General features: G+C 71.0%; 19 protein-coding genes. 14 read left to right on the forward strand and 5 right to left on the reverse strand.

The annotated features are described in order from the left end of the window. Window positions 1–94: 94 nt before the first annotated feature. The 9 genes from DT019_RS07735 (at window position 95) to DT019_RS07775 (ending at window position 8,417) form a co-directional block, all read left to right on the forward strand. Window positions 95–847 carry a helix-turn-helix transcriptional regulator gene (locus DT019_RS07735; RefSeq protein ID WP_114035881.1) on the forward strand — a complete coding sequence of 251 codons (753 nt, stop codon included), beginning with the start codon at window positions 95–97 and terminating at the stop codon, window positions 845–847. After that, the gene (gene sufB / locus DT019_RS07740; RefSeq protein WP_114035882.1) at window positions 844–2,265 is read left to right on the forward strand and encodes a Fe-S cluster assembly protein SufB; all 1,422 of its coding nucleotides are present in this window, start codon (window positions 844–846) and stop codon (window positions 2,263–2,265) included. The genes DT019_RS07735 and sufB overlap by 4 nt, the downstream gene beginning before the upstream one ends. A 62-nt stretch (window positions 2,266–2,327) precedes the next feature. Next, the gene (gene sufD / locus DT019_RS07745) at window positions 2,328–3,506 is read left to right on the forward strand and encodes a Fe-S cluster assembly protein SufD (RefSeq protein ID WP_114035883.1); all 1,179 of its coding nucleotides are present in this window, start codon (window positions 2,328–2,330) and stop codon (window positions 3,504–3,506) included. Then, on the forward strand, window positions 3,506–3,823 hold the full coding sequence (locus DT019_RS07750) for a bifunctional 3-phenylpropionate/cinnamic acid dioxygenase ferredoxin subunit (protein WP_114035884.1): 318 nt from the start codon (window positions 3,506–3,508) through the stop codon (window positions 3,821–3,823). Before sufD ends, DT019_RS07750 begins: the two co-directional genes overlap by 1 nt. A gap of 7 nt (window positions 3,824–3,830) precedes the next feature. Continuing rightward, window positions 3,831–4,595, forward strand: a complete 765-nt coding sequence (gene sufC / locus DT019_RS07755) for a Fe-S cluster assembly ATPase SufC (RefSeq protein ID WP_114035885.1) — start codon at window positions 3,831–3,833, stop codon at window positions 4,593–4,595. 88 nt (window positions 4,596–4,683) lie between these two features. Next, window positions 4,684–5,955 (forward strand): cysteine desulfurase, encoded by a 1,272-nt coding sequence (locus DT019_RS07760; RefSeq protein WP_114035886.1) that lies wholly within the window; start codon window positions 4,684–4,686, stop codon window positions 5,953–5,955. Between the two features lie 90 nt (window positions 5,956–6,045). Beyond that, window positions 6,046–6,510 carry a Fe-S cluster assembly sulfur transfer protein SufU gene (sufU, locus tag DT019_RS07765; protein ID WP_114035887.1) on the forward strand — a complete coding sequence of 155 codons (465 nt, stop codon included), beginning with the start codon at window positions 6,046–6,048 and terminating at the stop codon, window positions 6,508–6,510. After that, window positions 6,507–6,845 carry a metal-sulfur cluster assembly factor gene (locus tag DT019_RS07770; RefSeq protein ID WP_114035888.1) on the forward strand — a complete coding sequence of 113 codons (339 nt, stop codon included), beginning with the start codon at window positions 6,507–6,509 and terminating at the stop codon, window positions 6,843–6,845. The genes sufU and DT019_RS07770 overlap by 4 nt, the downstream gene beginning before the upstream one ends. A gap of 177 nt (window positions 6,846–7,022) precedes the next feature. Continuing rightward, window positions 7,023–8,417 (forward strand): hypothetical protein, encoded by a 1,395-nt coding sequence (locus tag DT019_RS07775; protein WP_114035889.1) that lies wholly within the window; start codon window positions 7,023–7,025, stop codon window positions 8,415–8,417. A gap of 7 nt (window positions 8,418–8,424) precedes the next feature. On the opposite strand, the gene DT019_RS07780 is transcribed toward DT019_RS07775, so the two are convergent. Beyond that, the gene (locus DT019_RS07780) at window positions 8,425–9,453 is read right to left on the reverse strand and encodes a hypothetical protein (protein ID WP_114035890.1); all 1,029 of its coding nucleotides are present in this window, start codon (window positions 9,451–9,453) and stop codon (window positions 8,425–8,427) included. A gap of 224 nt (window positions 9,454–9,677) precedes the next feature. Between DT019_RS07780 and DT019_RS07785 the strand changes: the two genes are divergently transcribed. Both DT019_RS07785 and DT019_RS07790 read left to right on the forward strand, forming a co-directional pair. Beyond that, a complete protein-coding gene (locus DT019_RS07785; protein WP_114035891.1) occupies window positions 9,678–10,214 on the forward strand; it encodes a TetR/AcrR family transcriptional regulator in 537 nt (178 codons plus the stop codon). Between the two features lie 76 nt (window positions 10,215–10,290). Then, window positions 10,291–10,614 carry a DMT family transporter gene (locus DT019_RS07790; RefSeq protein WP_114035892.1) on the forward strand — a complete coding sequence of 108 codons (324 nt, stop codon included), beginning with the start codon at window positions 10,291–10,293 and terminating at the stop codon, window positions 10,612–10,614. 8 nt (window positions 10,615–10,622) lie between these two features. Here the strand turns inward: DT019_RS07790 and DT019_RS07795 are convergent, their stop codons facing one another. Continuing rightward, window positions 10,623–11,504, reverse strand: coding sequence for a winged helix-turn-helix transcriptional regulator (locus tag DT019_RS07795; RefSeq protein WP_114035893.1), 882 nt, complete (start codon window positions 11,502–11,504; stop codon window positions 10,623–10,625). Between the two features lie 465 nt (window positions 11,505–11,969). Between DT019_RS07795 and DT019_RS07805 the strand changes: the two genes are divergently transcribed. Further along, a complete protein-coding gene (locus DT019_RS07805) occupies window positions 11,970–12,692 on the forward strand; it encodes a GntR family transcriptional regulator (protein WP_114035895.1) in 723 nt (240 codons plus the stop codon). A 148-nt stretch (window positions 12,693–12,840) separates the two neighbouring features. Beyond that, the gene (gene dapD / locus DT019_RS07810) at window positions 12,841–13,833 is read left to right on the forward strand and encodes a 2,3,4,5-tetrahydropyridine-2,6-dicarboxylate N-succinyltransferase (protein WP_114035896.1); all 993 of its coding nucleotides are present in this window, start codon (window positions 12,841–12,843) and stop codon (window positions 13,831–13,833) included. Window positions 13,834–14,194: 361 nt separating this feature from the next. Here the strand turns inward: dapD and dapA are convergent, their stop codons facing one another. The 3 genes from dapA to DT019_RS07825 form a co-directional block, all read right to left on the reverse strand. Then, window positions 14,195–15,145 (reverse strand): 4-hydroxy-tetrahydrodipicolinate synthase, encoded by a 951-nt coding sequence (dapA, locus tag DT019_RS07815; RefSeq protein ID WP_114035897.1) that lies wholly within the window; start codon window positions 15,143–15,145, stop codon window positions 14,195–14,197. A gap of 89 nt (window positions 15,146–15,234) precedes the next feature. Continuing rightward, window positions 15,235–16,788, reverse strand: coding sequence for a N,N-dimethylformamidase beta subunit family domain-containing protein (locus DT019_RS07820; protein ID WP_114035898.1), 1,554 nt, complete (start codon window positions 16,786–16,788; stop codon window positions 15,235–15,237). Between the two features lie 63 nt (window positions 16,789–16,851). Then, on the reverse strand, window positions 16,852–17,286 hold the full coding sequence (locus DT019_RS07825) for a PPOX class F420-dependent oxidoreductase (protein ID WP_114035899.1): 435 nt from the start codon (window positions 17,284–17,286) through the stop codon (window positions 16,852–16,854). A gap of 67 nt (window positions 17,287–17,353) precedes the next feature. On the opposite strand from DT019_RS07825, the gene DT019_RS07830 reads away from it, so the two are divergent. Beyond that, window positions 17,354–17,794, forward strand: a complete 441-nt coding sequence (locus DT019_RS07830) for a MarR family winged helix-turn-helix transcriptional regulator (protein ID WP_223279341.1) — start codon at window positions 17,354–17,356, stop codon at window positions 17,792–17,794. Window positions 17,795–17,838 lie beyond the last annotated feature (44 nt).

A 17,838-nucleotide genomic window follows, 5' to 3' on the forward strand; every position in this document is an offset into this window, starting at 1 on the left:
AGGTCACCTTAGGTTTGCCTAAGTGATGCACCGCACCGGCCGGTGATCGGGACGCGGGTTGTCAGGCTCTGAGGAATTACGCAACAATGGCGTTGTGAAAAACATCGGCGAGGTTCCCCAGGAGGAACTCGCGACCGGTGAGCGGTCCACCCGCAACCGTGTCGCGCGATCCATCCTGGACCACGGACCCTCGACCGTCGCGGACCTCGCCAAGCGCCTCGGCCTCACCCAGGCCGCCGTCCGCCGCCACCTCGACGCGCTCGCGGCCGACGAGGTCGTCGCGCCGCGTGAACAGCGCGTCTACGGGGCGCGGACCCGTGGCCGGCCGGCCAAGGTCTTCGCGCTGACCGACTGCGGCCGGGACGCCTTCGAGCAGTCCTACGACAAGCTCGCCGTGGACGCCCTGCGCTGGATCGAACAGTCCGCCGGGGGCGGCGCGGCCGGCGAGGAAGCCGTCGCGGCGTTCGCCCGGGCCCGGGTCGAGGCTCAAGCGGGGGCGTACAGGGACGCGATCGAGGCCGTGGAGCCTGAGGCGCGGACCCAAGCCCTGGCCAAGGCCTTGAGCGCCGACGGGTACGCTGCTACGGCGCGCAGCGCGCCCCAGCCGCAGCGGGGTGAGCAGCTGTGCCAGCACCACTGCCCGGTCGCCCACGCCGCCGAGCGGTACCCGCAGCTGTGCGAGGCGGAGACGGAGTTCTTCTCCCGCCTCTTGGGAACGCACGTGCAGCGCCTGGCGACCATCGCCCACGGCGACGGCGTCTGCACCACGTTCATCCCGCACGGCGCGCCACCACAGACCACACACCAGCAAGCATCTGCAAGCACGGCCGGGAGGAACCCCGCATGACTCTCCCCACGGAGACTGCCCACCCTGAGCTCGAAGGCCTGGGCACGTACGAATACGGCTGGGCCGACTCCGACGCGGCCGGCGCCGCTGCCAAGCGCGGTCTCTCCGAGGCGGTCGTGCGCGACATCTCGGAGAAGAAGAACGAGCCCGAGTGGATGCTGAAGCTGCGCCTCAAGGGCCTGCGCCTCTTCGACAAGAAGCCCATGCCGAACTGGGGCTCCGACCTCTCCGGCATCGACTTCGACAACATCAAGTACTTCGTGCGTTCCACCGAGAAGCAGGCCGCTTCCTGGGAGGACCTGCCCTCGGACATCAAGAACACGTACGACAAGCTCGGCATCCCCGAGGCGGAGAAGCAGCGCCTGGTGGCCGGTGTCGCGGCCCAGTACGAGTCCGAGGTCGTCTACCACCAGATCCGTGAGGACCTGGAGGAGCAGGGCGTCATCTTCCTCGACACCGACACCGCCCTGAAGGAGCACCCGGAGCTCTTCCAGGAGTACTTCGGCACCGTCATCCCGGTCGGCGACAACAAGTTCGCGTCGCTGAACACCGCGGTGTGGTCCGGCGGCTCGTTCATCTACGTGCCCAAGGGTGTCCACGTCGACATCCCGCTGCAGGCCTACTTCCGCATCAACACGGAGAACATGGGCCAGTTCGAGCGGACGCTGATCATCGTCGACGAGGACGCCTACGTCCACTACGTCGAGGGCTGCACCGCCCCGATCTACTCCTCGGACTCGCTGCACAGCGCCGTCGTCGAGATCATCGTCAAGAAGGGCGGCCGCTGCCGCTACACGACGATCCAGAACTGGTCGAACAACGTCTACAACCTGGTCACCAAGCGCGCCGTGGCGTACGAGGGCGCGACCATGGAGTGGATCGACGGCAACATCGGTTCCAAGGTCACCATGAAGTACCCGGCCGTCTACCTGATGGGCGAGCACGCCAAGGGCGAGACGCTCTCCATCGCGTTCGCGGGCGAGGGCCAGCACCAGGACGCCGGTTCCAAGATGGTCCACATGGCGCCGAACACCTCCTCCAACATCGTCTCCAAGTCGGTGGCGCGAGGCGGCGGCCGCACCTCCTACCGCGGTCTCGTCGAGATCGGCGAGGGTGCCCACGGCTCCAAGTCGAACGTGCTCTGCGACGCCCTGCTGGTCGATACGATCTCCCGCTCGGACACGTACCCCTACGTGGACGTCCGCGAGGACGACGTCTCCATGGGCCACGAGGCGACCGTCTCCAAGGTCTCCGAGGACCAGCTCTTCTACCTGATGAGCCGCGGTCTGACCGAGTTCGAGGCGATGGCCATGATCGTGCGCGGCTTCGTCGAGCCGATCGCCAAGGAGCTCCCGATGGAGTACGCCCTTGAGCTCAACCGGCTGATCGAGCTGCAGATGGAGGGCTCGGTCGGCTGACGACCGTCCCCCGTCCGGCAGTTGAGCAGATTCTGATTCAGGAAGAGAGCACTACGACAGCCATGGCTGAGGCAAACATCCCGGTGGGCTCCACCACCGCCGGCTCGATCGCGGTGGCCGCCGAGTCGACCGTCGCCACCCGCATGAGCGCACCCCCGTCCTTCGACGTCGCGGACTTCCCGGTCCCGCACGGTCGCGAGGAGGAGTGGCGGTTCACGCCGCTGGAGCGGCTGCGCGGGCTGCACGACGGCACCGCGGTCGCCACCGGGGACGGTGTGAAGGTCGTCGTCGAGGCGCCCGAGGGCGTCGTCGTCGAGACCGTCGGCCGCGACGACGCGCGCCTCGGCAGGGCCGGCACCCCGGTGGACCGGGTCGCCGCCCAGGCGTACTCGTCCTTCGCCCAGGCCTCCGTCGTGACCGTCCCCAAGGAGACGGTGCTCACCGAGCCGATCCGGATCGCCGTGCACGGCGAGGGCGGCGTGGCCTACGGCCACCAGGTCATCGAGCTCGGCGCCTTCGCCGAGGCCGTCGTGGTCATCGACCACACCGGTGACGCGGTGCTCGCCGCCAATGTCGACTACCTCCTCGGCGACGGCGCCAAGCTGACCGTGGTCTCCGTCCAGGACTGGGACGACAAGGCCGTCCACGTCGCCCAGCACAACGCGCTGGTCGGCCGCGACGCCACCTTCAAGTCGTTCGTGGTCACCTTCGGCGGCGACCTGGTGCGCCTGCACCCGCGGGTCGCCTACGCGGGCACCGGCGGCGAGGCCGAGCTGTTCGGCCTGTACTTCACCGACCAGGGCCAGCACCAGGAGCACCGCCTCCTGGTCGACCACAACACCCCGCACTGCAAGTCCAACGCCGTGTACAAGGGCGCGCTCCAGGGCGAGGACGCGCACGCCGTGTGGATCGGCGACGTCCTCATCCAGGCCGCGGCCGAGGGCACGGACACGTACGAGATGAACCGCAACCTGGTTCTGACCGACGGCGCCCGCGTCGACTCGGTGCCGAACCTGGAGATCGAGACCGGCGAGATCGCCGGTGCCGGTCACGCCTCGGCCACCGGCCGCTTCGACGACGAGCAGCTCTTCTACCTGATGTCCCGCGGCATCCCGGCGACCGAGGCGCGCCGCCTGGTCGTGCGCGGCTTCTTCGCGGAGCTCGTCCAGCAGATCGGTCTGCCGGACGTCGAGGAGCGCCTGCTGGCGAAGATCGAGACGGAGCTGGAGGCTTCCGTCTGATGGCCTTCGTCAAAGCCTGTGCGCTGAGCGAGCTGGAGAGCGACACGCCCAAGCGGGTGGAGATCGACGGCACGCCGGTGTCCCTCGTCAAGACCGAGGGCGAGGTGTTCGCGATCAACGACATCTGCTCGCACGCGAACGTGTCGCTGTCGGAGGGCGAGGTCGAGGACTGCGCCATCGAGTGCTGGCTGCACGGCTCGAGCTTCGACCTGCGCACCGGTAAGCCGTCCGGCCTGCCCGCGACGCGCCCCGTCCCCGTATACCCCGTAAAGATCCAAGGGGACGATGTGCTCGTCTCCGTCACCCAGGAGTCCTGAGTTCCCCATGGCAACGCTTGAAATCCGCGACCTGCACGTCTCCGTCGACACCGAGAACGGTACGAAGGAGATCCTCAAGGGCGTCGACCTGACCGTGAAGCAGGGCGAGACCCACGCCATCATGGGCCCCAACGGCTCCGGCAAGTCGACCCTGGCGTACTCGCTGGCCGGGCACCCCAAGTACACGATCACCAGCGGCACCGTCACGCTCGACGGCGAGGACGTCCTGGAGATGTCCGTCGACGAGCGCGCCCGCGCCGGCGTCTTCCTCGCCATGCAGTACCCGGTCGAGGTCCCCGGCGTCTCGGTCTCCAACTTCCTGCGCACCTCCGCCACGGCGATCCGCGGCGAGGCCCCCAAGCTGCGCACCTGGGTGAAGGAGGTCAAGTCCGCGATGGAGCAGCTCCAGATGGACCCGGCCTTCGCCGAGCGCAACGTGAACGAGGGCTTCTCCGGCGGTGAGAAGAAGCGCCACGAGATCCTCCAGCTGGAGCTCCTCAAGCCGAAGATCGCGATCCTCGACGAGACCGACTCCGGCCTCGACGTGGACGCGCTGCGCCAGGTCTCCGAGGGCATCAACCGCGTCCGTGAGAACGGCGAGGTCGGCACCCTCCTGGTGACCCACTACACGCGCATCCTGCGCTACATCAAGCCCGACTACGTCCACGTCTTCGCGGGCGGCCGCATCGTCGAGTCCGGCGGCGCCGAGCTCGCCGACAAGCTCGAGGCCGAGGGCTACGCGTCGTACACGAAGGGTGGCGCTGACCTGTGAGCCACGCACGCGAGGCCGCCGGCCCGCGGATGAGCTGCGAGCCGCAGACGCGCCTCGCGGGCGGAGAAGCGAACGAAAGGGGCAGGACGTGACACAGCTGCCGGGCCTCCTCACCCAGTCCGCGCTCCTGGACGAGGCGATCCGCAAGGACTTCCCCTTGCTGGACCGTGTGGTCCACGACGGGAAGAAGATCGTCTACCTCGACTCGGCCGCGACGTCGCAGAAGCCGCGCCAGGTGCTCGACGCGCTCAACGAGTACTACGAGCGGCACAACGCCAATGTGCACCGCGGCGTGTACCTGGTCGCCGAGGAGGCCACGGCGCTCTACGAGGGCGCCCGTGACAAGGTCGCGCGGTTCATCAACGCGCCGAGCCGCGACGAGGTGATCTTCACCAAGAACGCCTCGGAGTCGCTCAACCTCGTCGCCAACATGCTGGGCTGGGCCGACGAGCCCTACCGCGTGGACAACGAGACCGAGATCGTCATCACGGAGATGGAGCACCACTCCAACATCGTGCCGTGGCAGCTGCTCTCGCAGCGCACGGGCGCGAAGCTGAAGTGGTTCGGCCTGACCGACGACGGCCGGCTCGACCTGTCGAACATCAACGAGATCATCACCGAGAAGACGAAGATCGTCTCCTTCACGCTGGTCTCCAACCTGCTCGGCACGCAGAACCCGGTCGAGGCGATCGTCCGCAGGGCGCAGCAGGTCGGCGCCCTGGTCTGCATCGACGCCTCGCAGGCCGCCCCGCACATGCCGCTGGACGTGCAGGCGCTGCAGGCCGACTTCGTGGCCTTCACGGGCCACAAGATGTGCGGCCCGACCGGCATCGGCGTCCTGTGGGGCCGCCAGGAGCTCCTGGAGGACCTGCCGCCCTTCCTCGGCGGCGGCGAGATGATCGAGACGGTCTCGATGCACTCCTCCACGTACGCCCCGGCGCCGCACAAGTTCGAGGCGGGCACGCCCCCGATCGCGCAGGCCGTGGGCCTGGGCGCGGCGGTGGACTACCTGTCCTCGATCGGCATGGACAAGATCGCCGCGCACGAGCACGCGATCACCGAGTACGCGGTCAAGCGCCTCCTGGAGGTGCCCGACCTGCGGATCATCGGCCCCACCACGGCCGAGGACCGCGGCGCGGCGATCTCCTTCACCCTGGGCGACATCCACCCGCACGACGTGGGACAGGTCCTCGACGAGGAGGGCATCGCGGTCCGCGTCGGTCACCACTGCGCGCGCCCGGTCTGCCTGCGCTACGGAATTCCCGCGACCACGCGAGCGTCTTTCTATCTGTACTCCACGCCCGCCGAGGTCGACGCCCTGGTGGACGGCCTGGAGCACGTACGCAACTTCTTCGGCTAGGGGTGCTGTGCTCTCCCGGGGGACACCCCCCCGGGCCCCGGCCCACAAGGCACGTCACGCAAGGGACGCGAGGACGCGAGGTAATTCGTTGTGAAGCTTGATTCGATGTACCAGGACGTCATCCTGGACCACTACAAGCACCCGCACGGCCGGGGCTTGCGGGACGGTGACGCCGAGGTGCACCACGTGAACCCGACGTGCGGCGACGAGATCACCCTCCGGGTGAAGTACGACGGGTCGCGGATCGAGGACGTCTCCTACGAGGGGCAGGGCTGCTCGATCAGCCAGGCCAGCGCCTCGGTCCTGAACGACCTGCTGGTCGGCAAGGACCTGGCCGAGGCGCGGCGGATCCAGGAGACCTTCCTGGAGCTGATGCAGTCCAAGGGCCAGCTGGAGCCGGACGACGCGATGGAGGAGGTCCTGGAGGACGCGGTGGCCTTCGCCGGCGTCTCCAAATACCCCGCCCGAGTGAAGTGTGCTCTGCTGAGCTGGATGGCTTGGAAGGACGCGACGGCCCAGGCTCTGGGCGAGCTCGCCGAAAGGAAGACGGCATGACCGAGAACGCGGAGGCGGCGATCAAGCCGGCGACCGAAGAAGAGATCCGCGAGGCGCTGTACGACGTCGTCGACCCCGAGCTGGGCATCGACGTCGTCAACCTGGGCCTCATCTACGGCATCCACATCGACGACTCCAACGTCGTCACGCTGGACATGACCCTGACGTCGGCGGCCTGCCCGCTGACCGACGTGATCGAGGACCAGGCGAAGTCGGCCACCGACGGGATCGCCAGCGAGCTGAAGATCAACTGGGTCTGGATGCCGCCGTGGGGCCCGGACAAGATCACGGACGACGGCCGCGAGCAGCTGCGCGCGCTCGGGTTCAACGTCTGAGCGGCGCCTGCGTATAGAGGCCCCCGGCACCATCGGTGCCGGGGGCCTCTGTGCGTCGCGCGGCACGGGCGGCCCCTGATCGACTGACGTTCGCCCGCCGTACGGATGTCGTACGCCCGCCATTGGCGGGGCGGCCGGAACCTACTCGACGACACCCCGCCGACGAGAGGCCGCCCCGTGCCGCATCACCCATCGCTCCGCCGTGCCAGGACGGCGGCCGCCGCGTCCGGCGTGCTCGCGCTGTCCCTCCTCGGCCCCAACTCCCTTGCGCACGCGGCGAGTTACGGTACGCCGACCATCGCGCTCTCGGCGTCGTACCTGTCGGGAGCCGTGGGGGCGACCGGCGACCCGGTGGTCACCGTCACCGTCGCGCAGAGCGGGGCCGACGCCTCGGCGCTGACCGTGGCGGCCTCGGCGAGCTCCCGGCCGTCCGTCGCCGGGACGGGAGACGTCACCGTGAGCGGGACCGGGGCCACGCGGCAGCTCAGGGTCGCCGCCCACGCGCGGGGCTACACCGACCTCACGCTCAAGGTCACCGGGCTCGGCGGCAAGAGCGCCACCAGGACGCTGCACTACGCGGCCTCGGCCGCCGTCCAGGGCGCCACCGACACCCGCTACCTCACCGGGTCGAGCGACGCCTCCGCCGCCGTGGACGTGGGCGGCGGGTATGTGATCGTCGCCGACGACGAGTCCAACACCCTGCGCCTTTACGACCGTTCGGTCTCCGGCGCACCCGTGCGGACCTGGGACTTCAGCGCGCGGCTCGGCGTCTCCAAGGAGATCGACATCGAGGGCGCGGCCCGCGTCGGGAACACCATCTACTGGACCGGCTCGCTCGGCAACAACAAGGACGGCGTCTACAAGGCCGACCGGAACACCGTCTTCACCACCACCGTCACCGGCTCGGGCGCCGCCACCGAGCTCACGCTCGGCGGCTCGTACAAGAAGCTGCGGGACGACCTCGTCGGCTGGGACCACGCGAACGGTGACCGCTACGGGTTCGCCGCGGCCACCGCCGCGGGGCAGGCGCCCAAGCAGATCGACGGGTTCAATGTGGAGGGCCTGGAGTTCGCGCCCGGCTCCACGAGCACGGCCTACATAGGGTTCCGGGCACCGCTCGTGCCGCCGCGCAACGGCGGCAAGGCGCTGCTCGTGCCCGTCACCAACTTCGACAAGGTCGTCGGGGACGGGGCGAAGGCCGTCATGGGGGCGCCCATCGAGCTCGACCTCGGCGGGCTCAGCATCCGCGACATCCGCAAGAACGCCGCCGACCAGTATCTGATCGTCGCCGGTTCCTGGGCCGCGGACGACAACTCCGACCCGTACGCGGTCTATGCGTGGGACGGCGTCGCGGGGCACGCCCCCGTCAAGCGGGTCGACCTGCCGACCGGTGACCCGGGCGGCTGGGAGGCCGTGGTGGACGTGCCCGATCTGTCGGCGCCGGGCGCGCGGGCCCAGCTCATCACCGACGACGGCTCCGCCGACCTCTACGGCGACGGAACCGAGGCCAAGGACCTCACCCACCCGGAGTGGAAGAAGTCCCGGGCCACGTGGTTCACGGTGACCGGCTGAACCGGCGCTACCAGGCGCCCACCGCGGGCGGCGCCACCGGCGGGACGCCCGCCGCGTCGGCCAGCGAGGAGGCCAGGTTCTCGCGCCGGATGCGCTGGTCGACGTAGAGCAGGCCGGTGGCGAGCTGGGGCAGCGTGGTGGTCAGGAACTGGCTGACCACCATGCCGACGAGGTACAGCACCGCGACGATGACGACGGCCGTCACCTTCGGCCCGACCGTGTCGCCGCTGGAGATGAGCAGCGGCATCGCTGCGAGCATCCCGCCGTAGGTGAACGGCAGTTGGACGAAGTAGCCGATCACGCTGCTGATCATGCCGACGAGGAGCAGGATGCCGAACGTCCGCCACCAGGCGCCGTTCACCAGGCGGGCCGAGCGGCGCAGGGCTTCGAGGGGCCGCTGGTTCTCCAGGACAGCGGCCGCCGGCGCGAACCCGTAGCGGACCCAGAGCCAGAGGCCGACCGGGATCAGCGCGAGGAAGAGCAGCACGAACAGGACCATCAGCCCCGCCGGCGGCTCGTGGTGGCGCGAGCCCGACACGACCGTCACCACCATCAGGACGACGAACAGGGCCATCGTGGCCAGCACGGCCAGCCACTGGAGGGCCAGCGCGCCGAGCACGGCCGGGAACCGCGACCAGGCCTTGCGCCACACCGGGTCGAAGCCGGTGCGGCGGCCGAGGACGGCGTCCTGGAGCACGGCCGGGACGGCCGCGTACACCAGCGCCATCGCGACGAGCCCCATCGCCACCGCGACGACGAGGACGACGACCCCGGCGATCACCACCGGCCGCACGTCCGCGCCCGCCGGGTCCTCGCCGTAAGGCGGATTGAAGACGGGGTCGAGGTGCGGGCGCACCGAGGCCAGGGCGATCGCGAGGGTGGCGCCCACGACCACGGCGGCGGCCCCGTACGCGACGAGGGCCATGCCGAAGAGCTGCTTCCAGTAGCGGCCGAGCGCGGTGAAGGCCCCGCCGAGTATGTCGCCGAGCGACAGCGGCCCGAGCGGGATCACACCCGGCTTGGGCGGCGGTGGCATCCAGCCGCCGCCCCAGCCGGGGCCCCACCCCGGCGGCGGTCCCGGGGGTCCGCCCTGGGGGCCCGGGCCCCACCCCGTGTTCTGCGTCACCGCTACCTCGCACTTCCCGTACGTCGCCGTACGTCCCGTCCCCTTGATCGATCGGCTTCACCGTAGCCCCCGCGGCCTGCGGGTACGGTCGGGGGCATGCTCTGTGACCAGGCCGGAACAACCGGAGGCCGCTGATGGCCCGCCGCTACGACCCCGACCGGCGGCGGCGCATCATCGACGCGGCGATCCGGGTCGTCGCCGAGCGCGGCATCGCGGGGCTGAGCCACCGCACCGTCGCGGCCGAGGCCGATGTGCCGCTCGGTTCGACCACGTACCACTTCAGGACGCTCGACGAGCTGTTGGTGGCGGCCCTGCGCCAGGCCAACGAGGGCTTCGCCGCGGCGGTCCGCGACTGCGTGCGCCTGGAGGAGCCCGGCGCGGACCTGGCGGTCGAACTGGCCCGGCTGATGGGGCAGTGGCTGACGGGGGACCGGGCCCGCGCCGAGCTGGAGTACGAGCTCTACCTCGCCGCCCTGCGCCGCCCGGCCCTGCGCCCGGTCGCCGCCGAGTGGACCGACTCGGTGGCCGAACTGCTCGCCCGGCACACCGATCCGGTCACCGCGCGCGGCCTCGTCGCCGCGATGGACGGCATCTGCCTCCAGTCGCTGCTCACCGGCGGGGCGTACGACGAGGACCATGCCCGCGACCTGCTCGGCAGGCTGCTGCGCTAGAGCCGCGAGCGGACCGCGGGCATCGTGTCACCGGCGTTATGTACGGGCGTACGCAACGGGCGATATCCTGGTCCGCATGCCCTACGTCCTGCTCGCCTGTGCCATCGGCTCGGAGATCGCCGCGACCTCCGCGCTGAAGTACAGCGAGGGTTTCACCAGGCTCTGGCCCTCGCTGATCACCGGCGCCGGGTACCTGCTCGCCTTCTTCCTGCTGTCGCTGACGCTGAAGTCCATGTCCGTGGGCACCGCGTACGCGATCTGGTCCGGCGCGGGCACGGCGGTCATCGCGGCCGTCGGGATGGTCTTCATGGGCGAGGCGATGACCGCCGCCAAGGTCGCCGGGATCGCCCTCATCATCGGCGGAGTGGTGCTGCTCAACCTCGGCGGCGCCGCGCACTGACCGCGGGCTCAGGCCCCGGCCGCGCGCACCGCCGCGAGCGCGGCCCGCACGCTCGCCTCGATGTCGGTGATCGGATACAGCGCCTCGATCACCGTACGGTCCCGGTCCACCACCAGGGTCAGCCGCTTGAGCCGGCTCACCCCCGCCGTGCGGAAGGTCGGCAGGCGCAGCGCCGCCGTCAGGTCCAGGCCCGCGTCCGAGAGCAGCGGGAAGCGCAGCGCCTCCTTGTCGGCGAACGCCCGCTGCTCGTCCGGGCGTTGAGTGGACACCCCGTGCACGGTCGCCCCCGCCGCGGTGAACTCCGCCAGCTGGTCCCGGAAGGTGCAGGACTCCAGGGTGCAGCCGCGCGCACCGGGAATCCCGGCCCAGCCGGGCGGGTAGGACTCGGCGCGGGCGTAGGCGCCGGGGAAGCAGTACAGGACCGTGTACGGCGTCGAGGGCGCGACCGGGTCGCGCGACTCGCCGTCGAAGTCGGTGAGCCGGAGCTCCGGAACGTGTGTCCCGATCAGCTCCCGCGCCCGCTCGGTCTCGCCCGACGCCTCGGTCGAAGTGGCCATCGTCTCTCCTTCTCCCAGCACCCAGGTGTCTCCCCAGTCCTGGAGCGCGATCAGTACGGGCAGCAGGGCGCGGCCGCGCGCGGTGAGCCGGTACTCGTGGCGCACCGGACGCTCCTGGTACGGCTCGCGCGCCAGGACCCCGCACTCCACGAGCAGCTTCAGCCGCTCGGTGAGGACCTTGCGGGACATGCCGAGCTCCCGCTGGAGCGCGTCGAACCGGTGCACCCCGCGGGCGGCGTCGCGCACGATCAGCAGCGTCCACCCGTCGCCGACCACGTCCAGGGCCTGGGCGATGGCGCAGTGCTCGTCGTCGAGCCGGGTGCGGTGGGGCATGCGGGTGTCCTTTCGCGGGGGCGGACGCCGGACCGGCCGGTCCCTGCCTGTTGACCGGTCGAGATCATGCTGCCATAGTCCGTTCCTTCAAGGAACTTACTCGCCTTGTGGGCCCGTAGGGAGCGGGATCTCCGTGCCGTGTTCCTGGCGCAGGTGCCGCCTGATCCTCACGCGGGCGTCGACCTCGGCCGACTGATCGCGGTCCCGTACCGCCCGGCGGAGCTGGTCGGTGAGGACGGAGCATGATCCGCACCCTTCCGCGCCCCGCGTCTGCATCTCCGCGGGCGGCATCGAGTAGTAGCCGCTCCCGGGTGGTTGGCTCGCGAACATCGCGTGGCTCCCGTCGTCCCAACTCGTCTGTGTACTAGTTCAGTCTTCGGAGTGTTGGAAGCACTCCACAAGGGTGATCAGTGCACTAGGGTGCCGAGTGCCAGGGCGGCTCAACTCCCGTGAGGAGAACGGCAGATGGCCGGAGAGAAGACGTTCACGAGGATCGCTGACCACTTCCGCGAACGGATCATGTCGGGGGAGCTCGAACCGGGGGCGAGGCTGCCGACCAACCGGGAAATCGCCGGTAGCTGGCAGACCGCCGCGGCCACGGTGTCGCGAGCGCTCCAGGCGCTCCAGGTGGAGGGGTACATCAGGACCACCCCGCGCGGGACGTTCGTGGAGGACGACCCGGTGTGGACCCTCACGCCGAAGGACCGCCTGGAGCGCGTGAGGCGGGTCAAGAGCTTCCTCGCCGAGGGCGAGACCTCGCGCGTGACGGCGGCCGAACTGGTCAAGCCGCCGCTGTACGTCGCCGACATCCTCGACCTCGAGGCCGGGGACCAGGCCGTCCGGCGGGAGTGGCTCGCCGGGCGTGGCAAGACCCGCACGGTGTTCGCCGTGACCTGGTACCCGGCCCACTTCGCCGCCCTGGTTCCCGATCTGCTCAACACCTCACCCGGCCGGAACCACGGGCTCACGGCCAGGATCCTGGAAGCGACGGGGCGCACGATCACGCACGCCAGGGACGACATGCATGCCCGTGAGGCGGACGCCCGCGAGGCCGGCGCCCTGGCCCTCCCGGTCGGGGCTCCGGTGCTGGCGGGCGCCCACCGCTGGTCCGACGCCGAGGGCATCATCGAGTACGGGGAGTGGTGCCTCCCGCCACGGTTCACGATCGGCTACGAATACACGCCCTGACGGGGGTGGCGGGGGTTCGGCGGGGCCCACGCCCACGGGTTGAACGCGCGCGCCTGCGGCGGCGGCGCGGCGCCGGGCGGGGCGGACACGGGACCGTCACTTGAGACCGGTTCGCCCCGGCGGGCCGTCGCCGGTTAGGTTTTCGGTCATGACCGACACGACTACCGCTACGACCGGCGCCGCGGCCGCCGGACTCGCCACCATCGCCGCCGATGGCACCATCCTGGACACCTGGTTCCCCGCCCCCGAGCTCGTGACCGTCGCCGAGCCCGGCCCCGCCGGCACCGAGCGCCTCTCCGCCGAGCGCGCCGCCGAACTCCTCGGCGCCGGTGCGCTGAAGGCCGTCGGCGCCGACGAGCGCCGCGGGGTCGAGGTCGTCGCCGTCCGTACGGTCATCGCCTCGCTCGACGACAAGCCCCTGGACACGCACGACGTCTATCTGCGCCTGCACCTCCTCTCGCACCGGCTGGTCAAGCCGCACGGCCAGAACCTGGACGGCATGTTCGGGCTGCTCGCCAACGTCGCGTGGACCTCGCTGGGCCCCGTCGCCGTCGACTCCATCGAGCAGGTGCGCCTGAACGCCCGCGCCGAGGGGCTCCACCTCCAGGTGACGTCCATCGACAAGTTCCCCCGCATGACGGACTACGTCGCGCCCAAGGGCGTACGCATCGCCGACGCCGACCGGGTGCGCCTGGGCGCGCACCTCGCCGAGGGCACCACGGTGATGCACGAGGGCTTCGTGAACTTCAACGCGGGCACGCTCGGCACCTCCATGGTCGAGGGCCGCATCTCGGCCGGTGTCGTCGTCGGCGACGGCTCCGACATCGGCGGCGGCGCCTCCACCATGGGCACGCTGTCCGGCGGTGGCAACGTCCGCATCGTCATCGGCGAGCGGTGCCTGGTCGGCGCCGAGGCCGGGGTGGGGATCGCGCTGGGCGACGAGTGCGTCGTCGAGGCGGGCCTGTACGTCACCGCGGGCACCCGGGTCACCATGCCCGACGGGCAGATCGTGAAGGCCCGGGAGCTCTCCGGGGCCTCCAACATCCTGTTCCGGCGGAACTCGGTGACGGGCACGGTCGAGGCCCGGCCGAACAACGCGGTGTGGGGCGGGTTGAACGAGGTGCTGCACGCGCACAACTAGCCGGGGTCGTCCGGCAGCCGGGGTCACCGGGGCTCCGCCCCGGACCCCGGGGGGGCGCTGTCCCACCCGCCCGCCCGCGACGGGGGTCGGATGGGCCAACCCCCGGGGCTGCGCCCCAGACCCCCGCGGGGACTTCGCCCCCTGCCCCCCCACCCCGCAAGCGCCGCAGGCACACCCCGTCCAGGTCGCACCCGCTGAGGGGCGCGGGGAACTGCGCGATCAGCCGCGCACGGCCCGCACCCGAACAGAAGGCCCGCGCCCCCGCAGGCACACCCCGTCCAGGTCGCACCCGCTGAGGGGCGCGGGGAACTGCGCGATCAGCCAGTACGGCCCGCAGCCGAACGGGACCGCTCAGGGGCGCTCACCTCCGGCCGGGAGGCGCGGGGCGCTCACCCCGGCCGGGAGGCGCGCCGTGGGAGGTGCTCAGCGCGTCCCACGCCTCCCGCAGGCGGGCGAGTTCGGGTGGGGTCGGGGGCTGCAAGGGGGCTCGGGGGAGGTGACCCAGGAGGGCCTTCGCCGTCACCGTGCCCGGCAGGCCCGAGGCCATCATCAGCTCGGTGAGCACAGTGGTCAGCTGGTTGAGGCGGGCCGCCTCGCCCGTGGCACGCGCGTCGTACGCGTCCAGCACCGCCCGCATCTCCCGCGGTGCCACGTTCGCCACCGTGCTCACATAGCCCGCCCCGCCCACCGCGTACAGCGGAAGGTTCAGCTCCTCGCACCCCGAGTAGTACGCCAGCGAGGTGCGGCCGATCACCGTGGTCGAGCCCAGCAGGTCGTACGCGCAGTCCTTCACCGCCACGATGCGCTCATGGTCCGCGAGGCGCAGCATCGTCTCGACCTCGATGCGCGTGCCCGTGCGGCCCGGGATGTCGTACAGCATCACCGGCAGGCCGGTCGCGTCGGCCACCGTGCGGAAGTGCGCCTCGACGGCGGCCTGCGGCGGGCGGCTGTAGTACGGGGTCACCACCAACAGGCCGTCCGCGCCCGCCCGTTCGGCCGCGCGGGCCAGCGCGACGGTGTGCGCGGTCGACGCGCTGCCCACGCCCGCCACGACCGAGGCCCGGTCGCCGACCGCCTCCACGACGGCCCGTACCAGCTCGGTCTTCTCCTCGTCGGAGGTCGTCGGGGACTCCCCGGTCGTGCCGTTCAGGACCAGGCCGTCGCATCCGTTGTCGATCAGGTGCGCGGCCAGCTTCCGGGCCGCCGGGAGGTCGAGCTCCAGAGACCGCGTGAACGGCGTGACCATCGCGCACAGGGCTCGCCCGAACGGTCGGAGCGGAAGGAGCACGCCGGGTGGGGGTGGTGTCGTCATACGGCAGTCTTGCCCCGGCGAAGAGTTAACGTCTACTTAGACTTTGTGGGGGATTCCGGTAGGAGTGCTGAAGTGAGGGGCGAGGGGGCCTACCAGAGGTTCCGCTTCGACCACGTCGGATCACCCGCGTACGGGTGGAACGTGTCCAGGTTGTCCTTGGCCGGGTGGGTGCGCCCCGCCGGGCCCGCCGCGAACGTCCTCAGCAGGTTCTCGGTGACCCTGGACGTGAACTTCGCCGTCGTCGCGTCTATGCCGTGACCGCCGTCCCCCACCGTCGACTGCACCCAGCGCATCGTGCCCGTGTTGAAGACCCCGGCGCCCGAACTCGCCGTGTAGTAGGCCGAGTTGGCGTACGAATGGACGCCTCGGCAGGTCAGGGGCGAATGGGAGATCACCTCGATGGGGCGGGGCGTCCCGCTGCCGTTCGCCCGGTCGTACTCCGTGCCCACCAGGCCCGGGAACGCCGACCCCTTCCTGACACCCGTGCCCTCGAACAGCCAGTGGTCGGGCGAGGTGACCACATAGTCGGCGGTGGTCGGGTTCGACTCGTACAACGTGCCCGTCAGCGCGTTCTCCGGCTCGGCGTGCGGGGGCTCGCGGAAGTTGGTGGTCGGCGGCTCGCCCTCGCGGCGGCCGGGGTCCTTGGCCCAGTCGTTCTTGTAGCAGACCACCAGCCGCTGCTCGCCCAGCGCGGTCTTCTCCAGGCGGACCCGGCGGAAGCAGGCGTTCGCGCCGAGGAAGGCTATGTTCGTGCCCCGGTCGCGCGCGGCGGTGACCCGCTCGCGCATCGACTGCGTCCAGTACTCGTCATGTCCCAGGGACAGTACGGCCGTTGCGCCGTCCAGGAGGTGCGGGTCCCGCTCGATGTCCATGTTCGTCACATAGGCCGGGGTCAGGCCCATCCGCTCCGCGAGGGCCACCACCGGCTGCTCGTAGGTGAGGAACAGGCCGTCGCCGTCCCGGTGGTAGGGGCGGTCGCAGCTCACCGCGCGCGAGCGGTCCGCGTCGTCGCCGGTCGGGCCGTTGTAGAGGCTGTGGCCGCCCCATTCGTTGTACGCCTGCCAGGTCGCGACGGCGTTGACGATCACCACCCGGCCCTTGGTGGTGGCCGACCTGACGGTGACCGGGACGTAGCGCTGGCCCCCGCTGTCGGCGGTCAGGCGGATCAGGTAGGAGCCCTCGGGCCAGTCCTTGGTCGCTATCTCGGGGCCCGCCGGCCAGGGGGCGGTGACCGTGTACGTCCCCGGCTCGACCTGCGCGGCGGGCTGCCGGGTCCCTCGCAGCGGGCCCGACTCCCACACCTTGCGGGCCAGCGCGCCCCCGTACCAGCCCATCCGGAACGCCTCGGCGCGGAACGTCCTCGCGGTGGTGTGCACATGGAGGCGGAAGGACTCGCCGGAGGCGACGCTCGTACGGTCCGCGTAGCCCTCGACCTCGTGCTCGGCGCCGCGCCCCTTCAACCGCCAGTCGGCGTCACCCGGGCGGTCGTTCTCCTTGGCGGGCGGTTTCGGGCCGTCCCCGGAGTGCGCGCCCGGACCGTTCCCGGCCCGGTCCTCACCGGGTGAGCACCCCGCCGCGCCCACCGCGGCCGCGGCGCCCGCCGCTGCGAGGAAGCCCCTGCGACTGAGTGCCCCGCGGTCCATGCCACAACTCCGCTCCGCCGTTCGGTCCCTGGAGGTCCAGTGTGCGCGAGCGGCGGCCGGGGTTCACTGCGAGGTGGTGCGCTCCGGGCGTACGACCAGGATCACCCGGTGCTCGGCGTCGCCCACCGGCGCCTCGTACTCCAGCCCGTACCGCTTGGCCAGGACGTCGAAGAAGGCGCCCGTCGGGTCGGGTTCGACGCGCTCGACCGTGCCCCGGACCTCCAGATAGCGATAGGGCTGATCGGGGTCGTTGACCGAGACGGAGACCTTGGGGTCGGCCATGACGTTCTTGCACTTGCGGCGGGTGGTGGTCGTGGTGAAGCGCAGGTACTCGCCGTCCCACTCCTGCCAGACCGGGTTGACGTGCGGGGTGCCGTTCGGCCCCTTGGTCGCGAGGTGCACGAAGAGGGGGCGGGTCAGCAGGTCGGCGTGGCTCGCGGGGATCACGGAGTCCCCGGTCGAGGAGGCGCCGTTGTCGGAGCTCGTCTTCGTCGTCATGGTGCTGAACGTTATCAATGCATTGATGATGCGCAAGGGCTTTATCGCGGGCCGTATGCTCGGAGCCATGACCATGCCGCCCGAGGAGCGCCTCGGCCTCGACATCAAGCGCGCCGAGCAGGAGCTGATCGCCGCGAAGAGCGCGGCGGTGAAGGTGGCCGGGCTGACCGTGCCGCAGTACGCCGCCCTGCTCGGGCTCTCCGGCGCGCCCGGCATCTCGGCGGCCGCGCTGGCCCGGTCCTGTCTCGTCACCCCGCAGGCCATGAACGTCGTACTGAAGAACCTCGAGGAGCGCGGCCTGGTCGAGCGCACCCCCCACCCCTGGCACCGCAACGTCCTGGAGACCCGGCTCACCGACGCGGGGGGCGCGGCGCTGGCCGCGGCCGACGAGCGTGCGGTGGCCATCGAGCGCCGCATCGAGCGTGAATTCACCCTCGCGGAAAGGGAGTTGCTGCGCTCACTGCTCGGCCGGGCCGTCGCCGCGATCCGGGACGACGGGACCGGGTGACCCCCGGTCCGGCCGGGCGGGGCACTGCCCGCCCGGCCGGACCG

This window comes from Streptomyces sp. SDr-06 (assembly GCF_003324565.1).
Classification (GTDB): Bacteria; Actinomycetota; Actinomycetes; order Streptomycetales; family Streptomycetaceae; genus Streptomyces.

What these genes read in the sequence shown, in the direction of transcription:
- sufC (WP_114035885.1), top strand. Translation starts at nt 3,831, where the DNA reads ATGGCAACGCTTGAAATCCGCGACCTGCACGTCTCCGTCGACACCGAG.
- DT019_RS07780 (WP_114035890.1), bottom strand. Translation starts at nt 9,453, where the DNA reads ATGCCACCGCCGCCCAAGCCGGGTGTGATCCCGCTCGGGCCGCTGTCG.
- dapA (WP_114035897.1), bottom strand. Translation starts at nt 15,145, where the DNA reads ATGACGACACCACCCCCACCCGGCGTGCTCCTTCCGCTCCGACCGTTC.
- DT019_RS07805 (WP_114035895.1), top strand. Translation starts at nt 11,970, where the DNA reads ATGGCCGGAGAGAAGACGTTCACGAGGATCGCTGACCACTTCCGCGAA.
- DT019_RS07790 (WP_114035892.1), top strand. Translation starts at nt 10,291, where the DNA reads ATGCCCTACGTCCTGCTCGCCTGTGCCATCGGCTCGGAGATCGCCGCG.
- DT019_RS07795 (WP_114035893.1), bottom strand. Translation starts at nt 11,504, where the DNA reads ATGCCCCACCGCACCCGGCTCGACGACGAGCACTGCGCCATCGCCCAG.
- DT019_RS07785 (WP_114035891.1), top strand. Translation starts at nt 9,678, where the DNA reads ATGGCCCGCCGCTACGACCCCGACCGGCGGCGGCGCATCATCGACGCG.
- sufB (WP_114035882.1), top strand. Translation starts at nt 844, where the DNA reads ATGACTCTCCCCACGGAGACTGCCCACCCTGAGCTCGAAGGCCTGGGC.
- DT019_RS07825 (WP_114035899.1), bottom strand. Translation starts at nt 17,286, where the DNA reads ATGACGACGAAGACGAGCTCCGACAACGGCGCCTCCTCGACCGGGGAC.
- DT019_RS07770 (WP_114035888.1), top strand. Translation starts at nt 6,507, where the DNA reads ATGACCGAGAACGCGGAGGCGGCGATCAAGCCGGCGACCGAAGAAGAG.
- sufD (WP_114035883.1), top strand. Translation starts at nt 2,328, where the DNA reads ATGGCTGAGGCAAACATCCCGGTGGGCTCCACCACCGCCGGCTCGATC.
- DT019_RS07830 (WP_223279341.1), top strand. Translation starts at nt 17,354, where the DNA reads ATGACCATGCCGCCCGAGGAGCGCCTCGGCCTCGACATCAAGCGCGCC.
- DT019_RS07750 (WP_114035884.1), top strand. Translation starts at nt 3,506, where the DNA reads ATGGCCTTCGTCAAAGCCTGTGCGCTGAGCGAGCTGGAGAGCGACACG.
- dapD (WP_114035896.1), top strand. Translation starts at nt 12,841, where the DNA reads ATGACCGACACGACTACCGCTACGACCGGCGCCGCGGCCGCCGGACTC.
- DT019_RS07820 (WP_114035898.1), bottom strand. Translation starts at nt 16,788, where the DNA reads ATGGACCGCGGGGCACTCAGTCGCAGGGGCTTCCTCGCAGCGGCGGGC.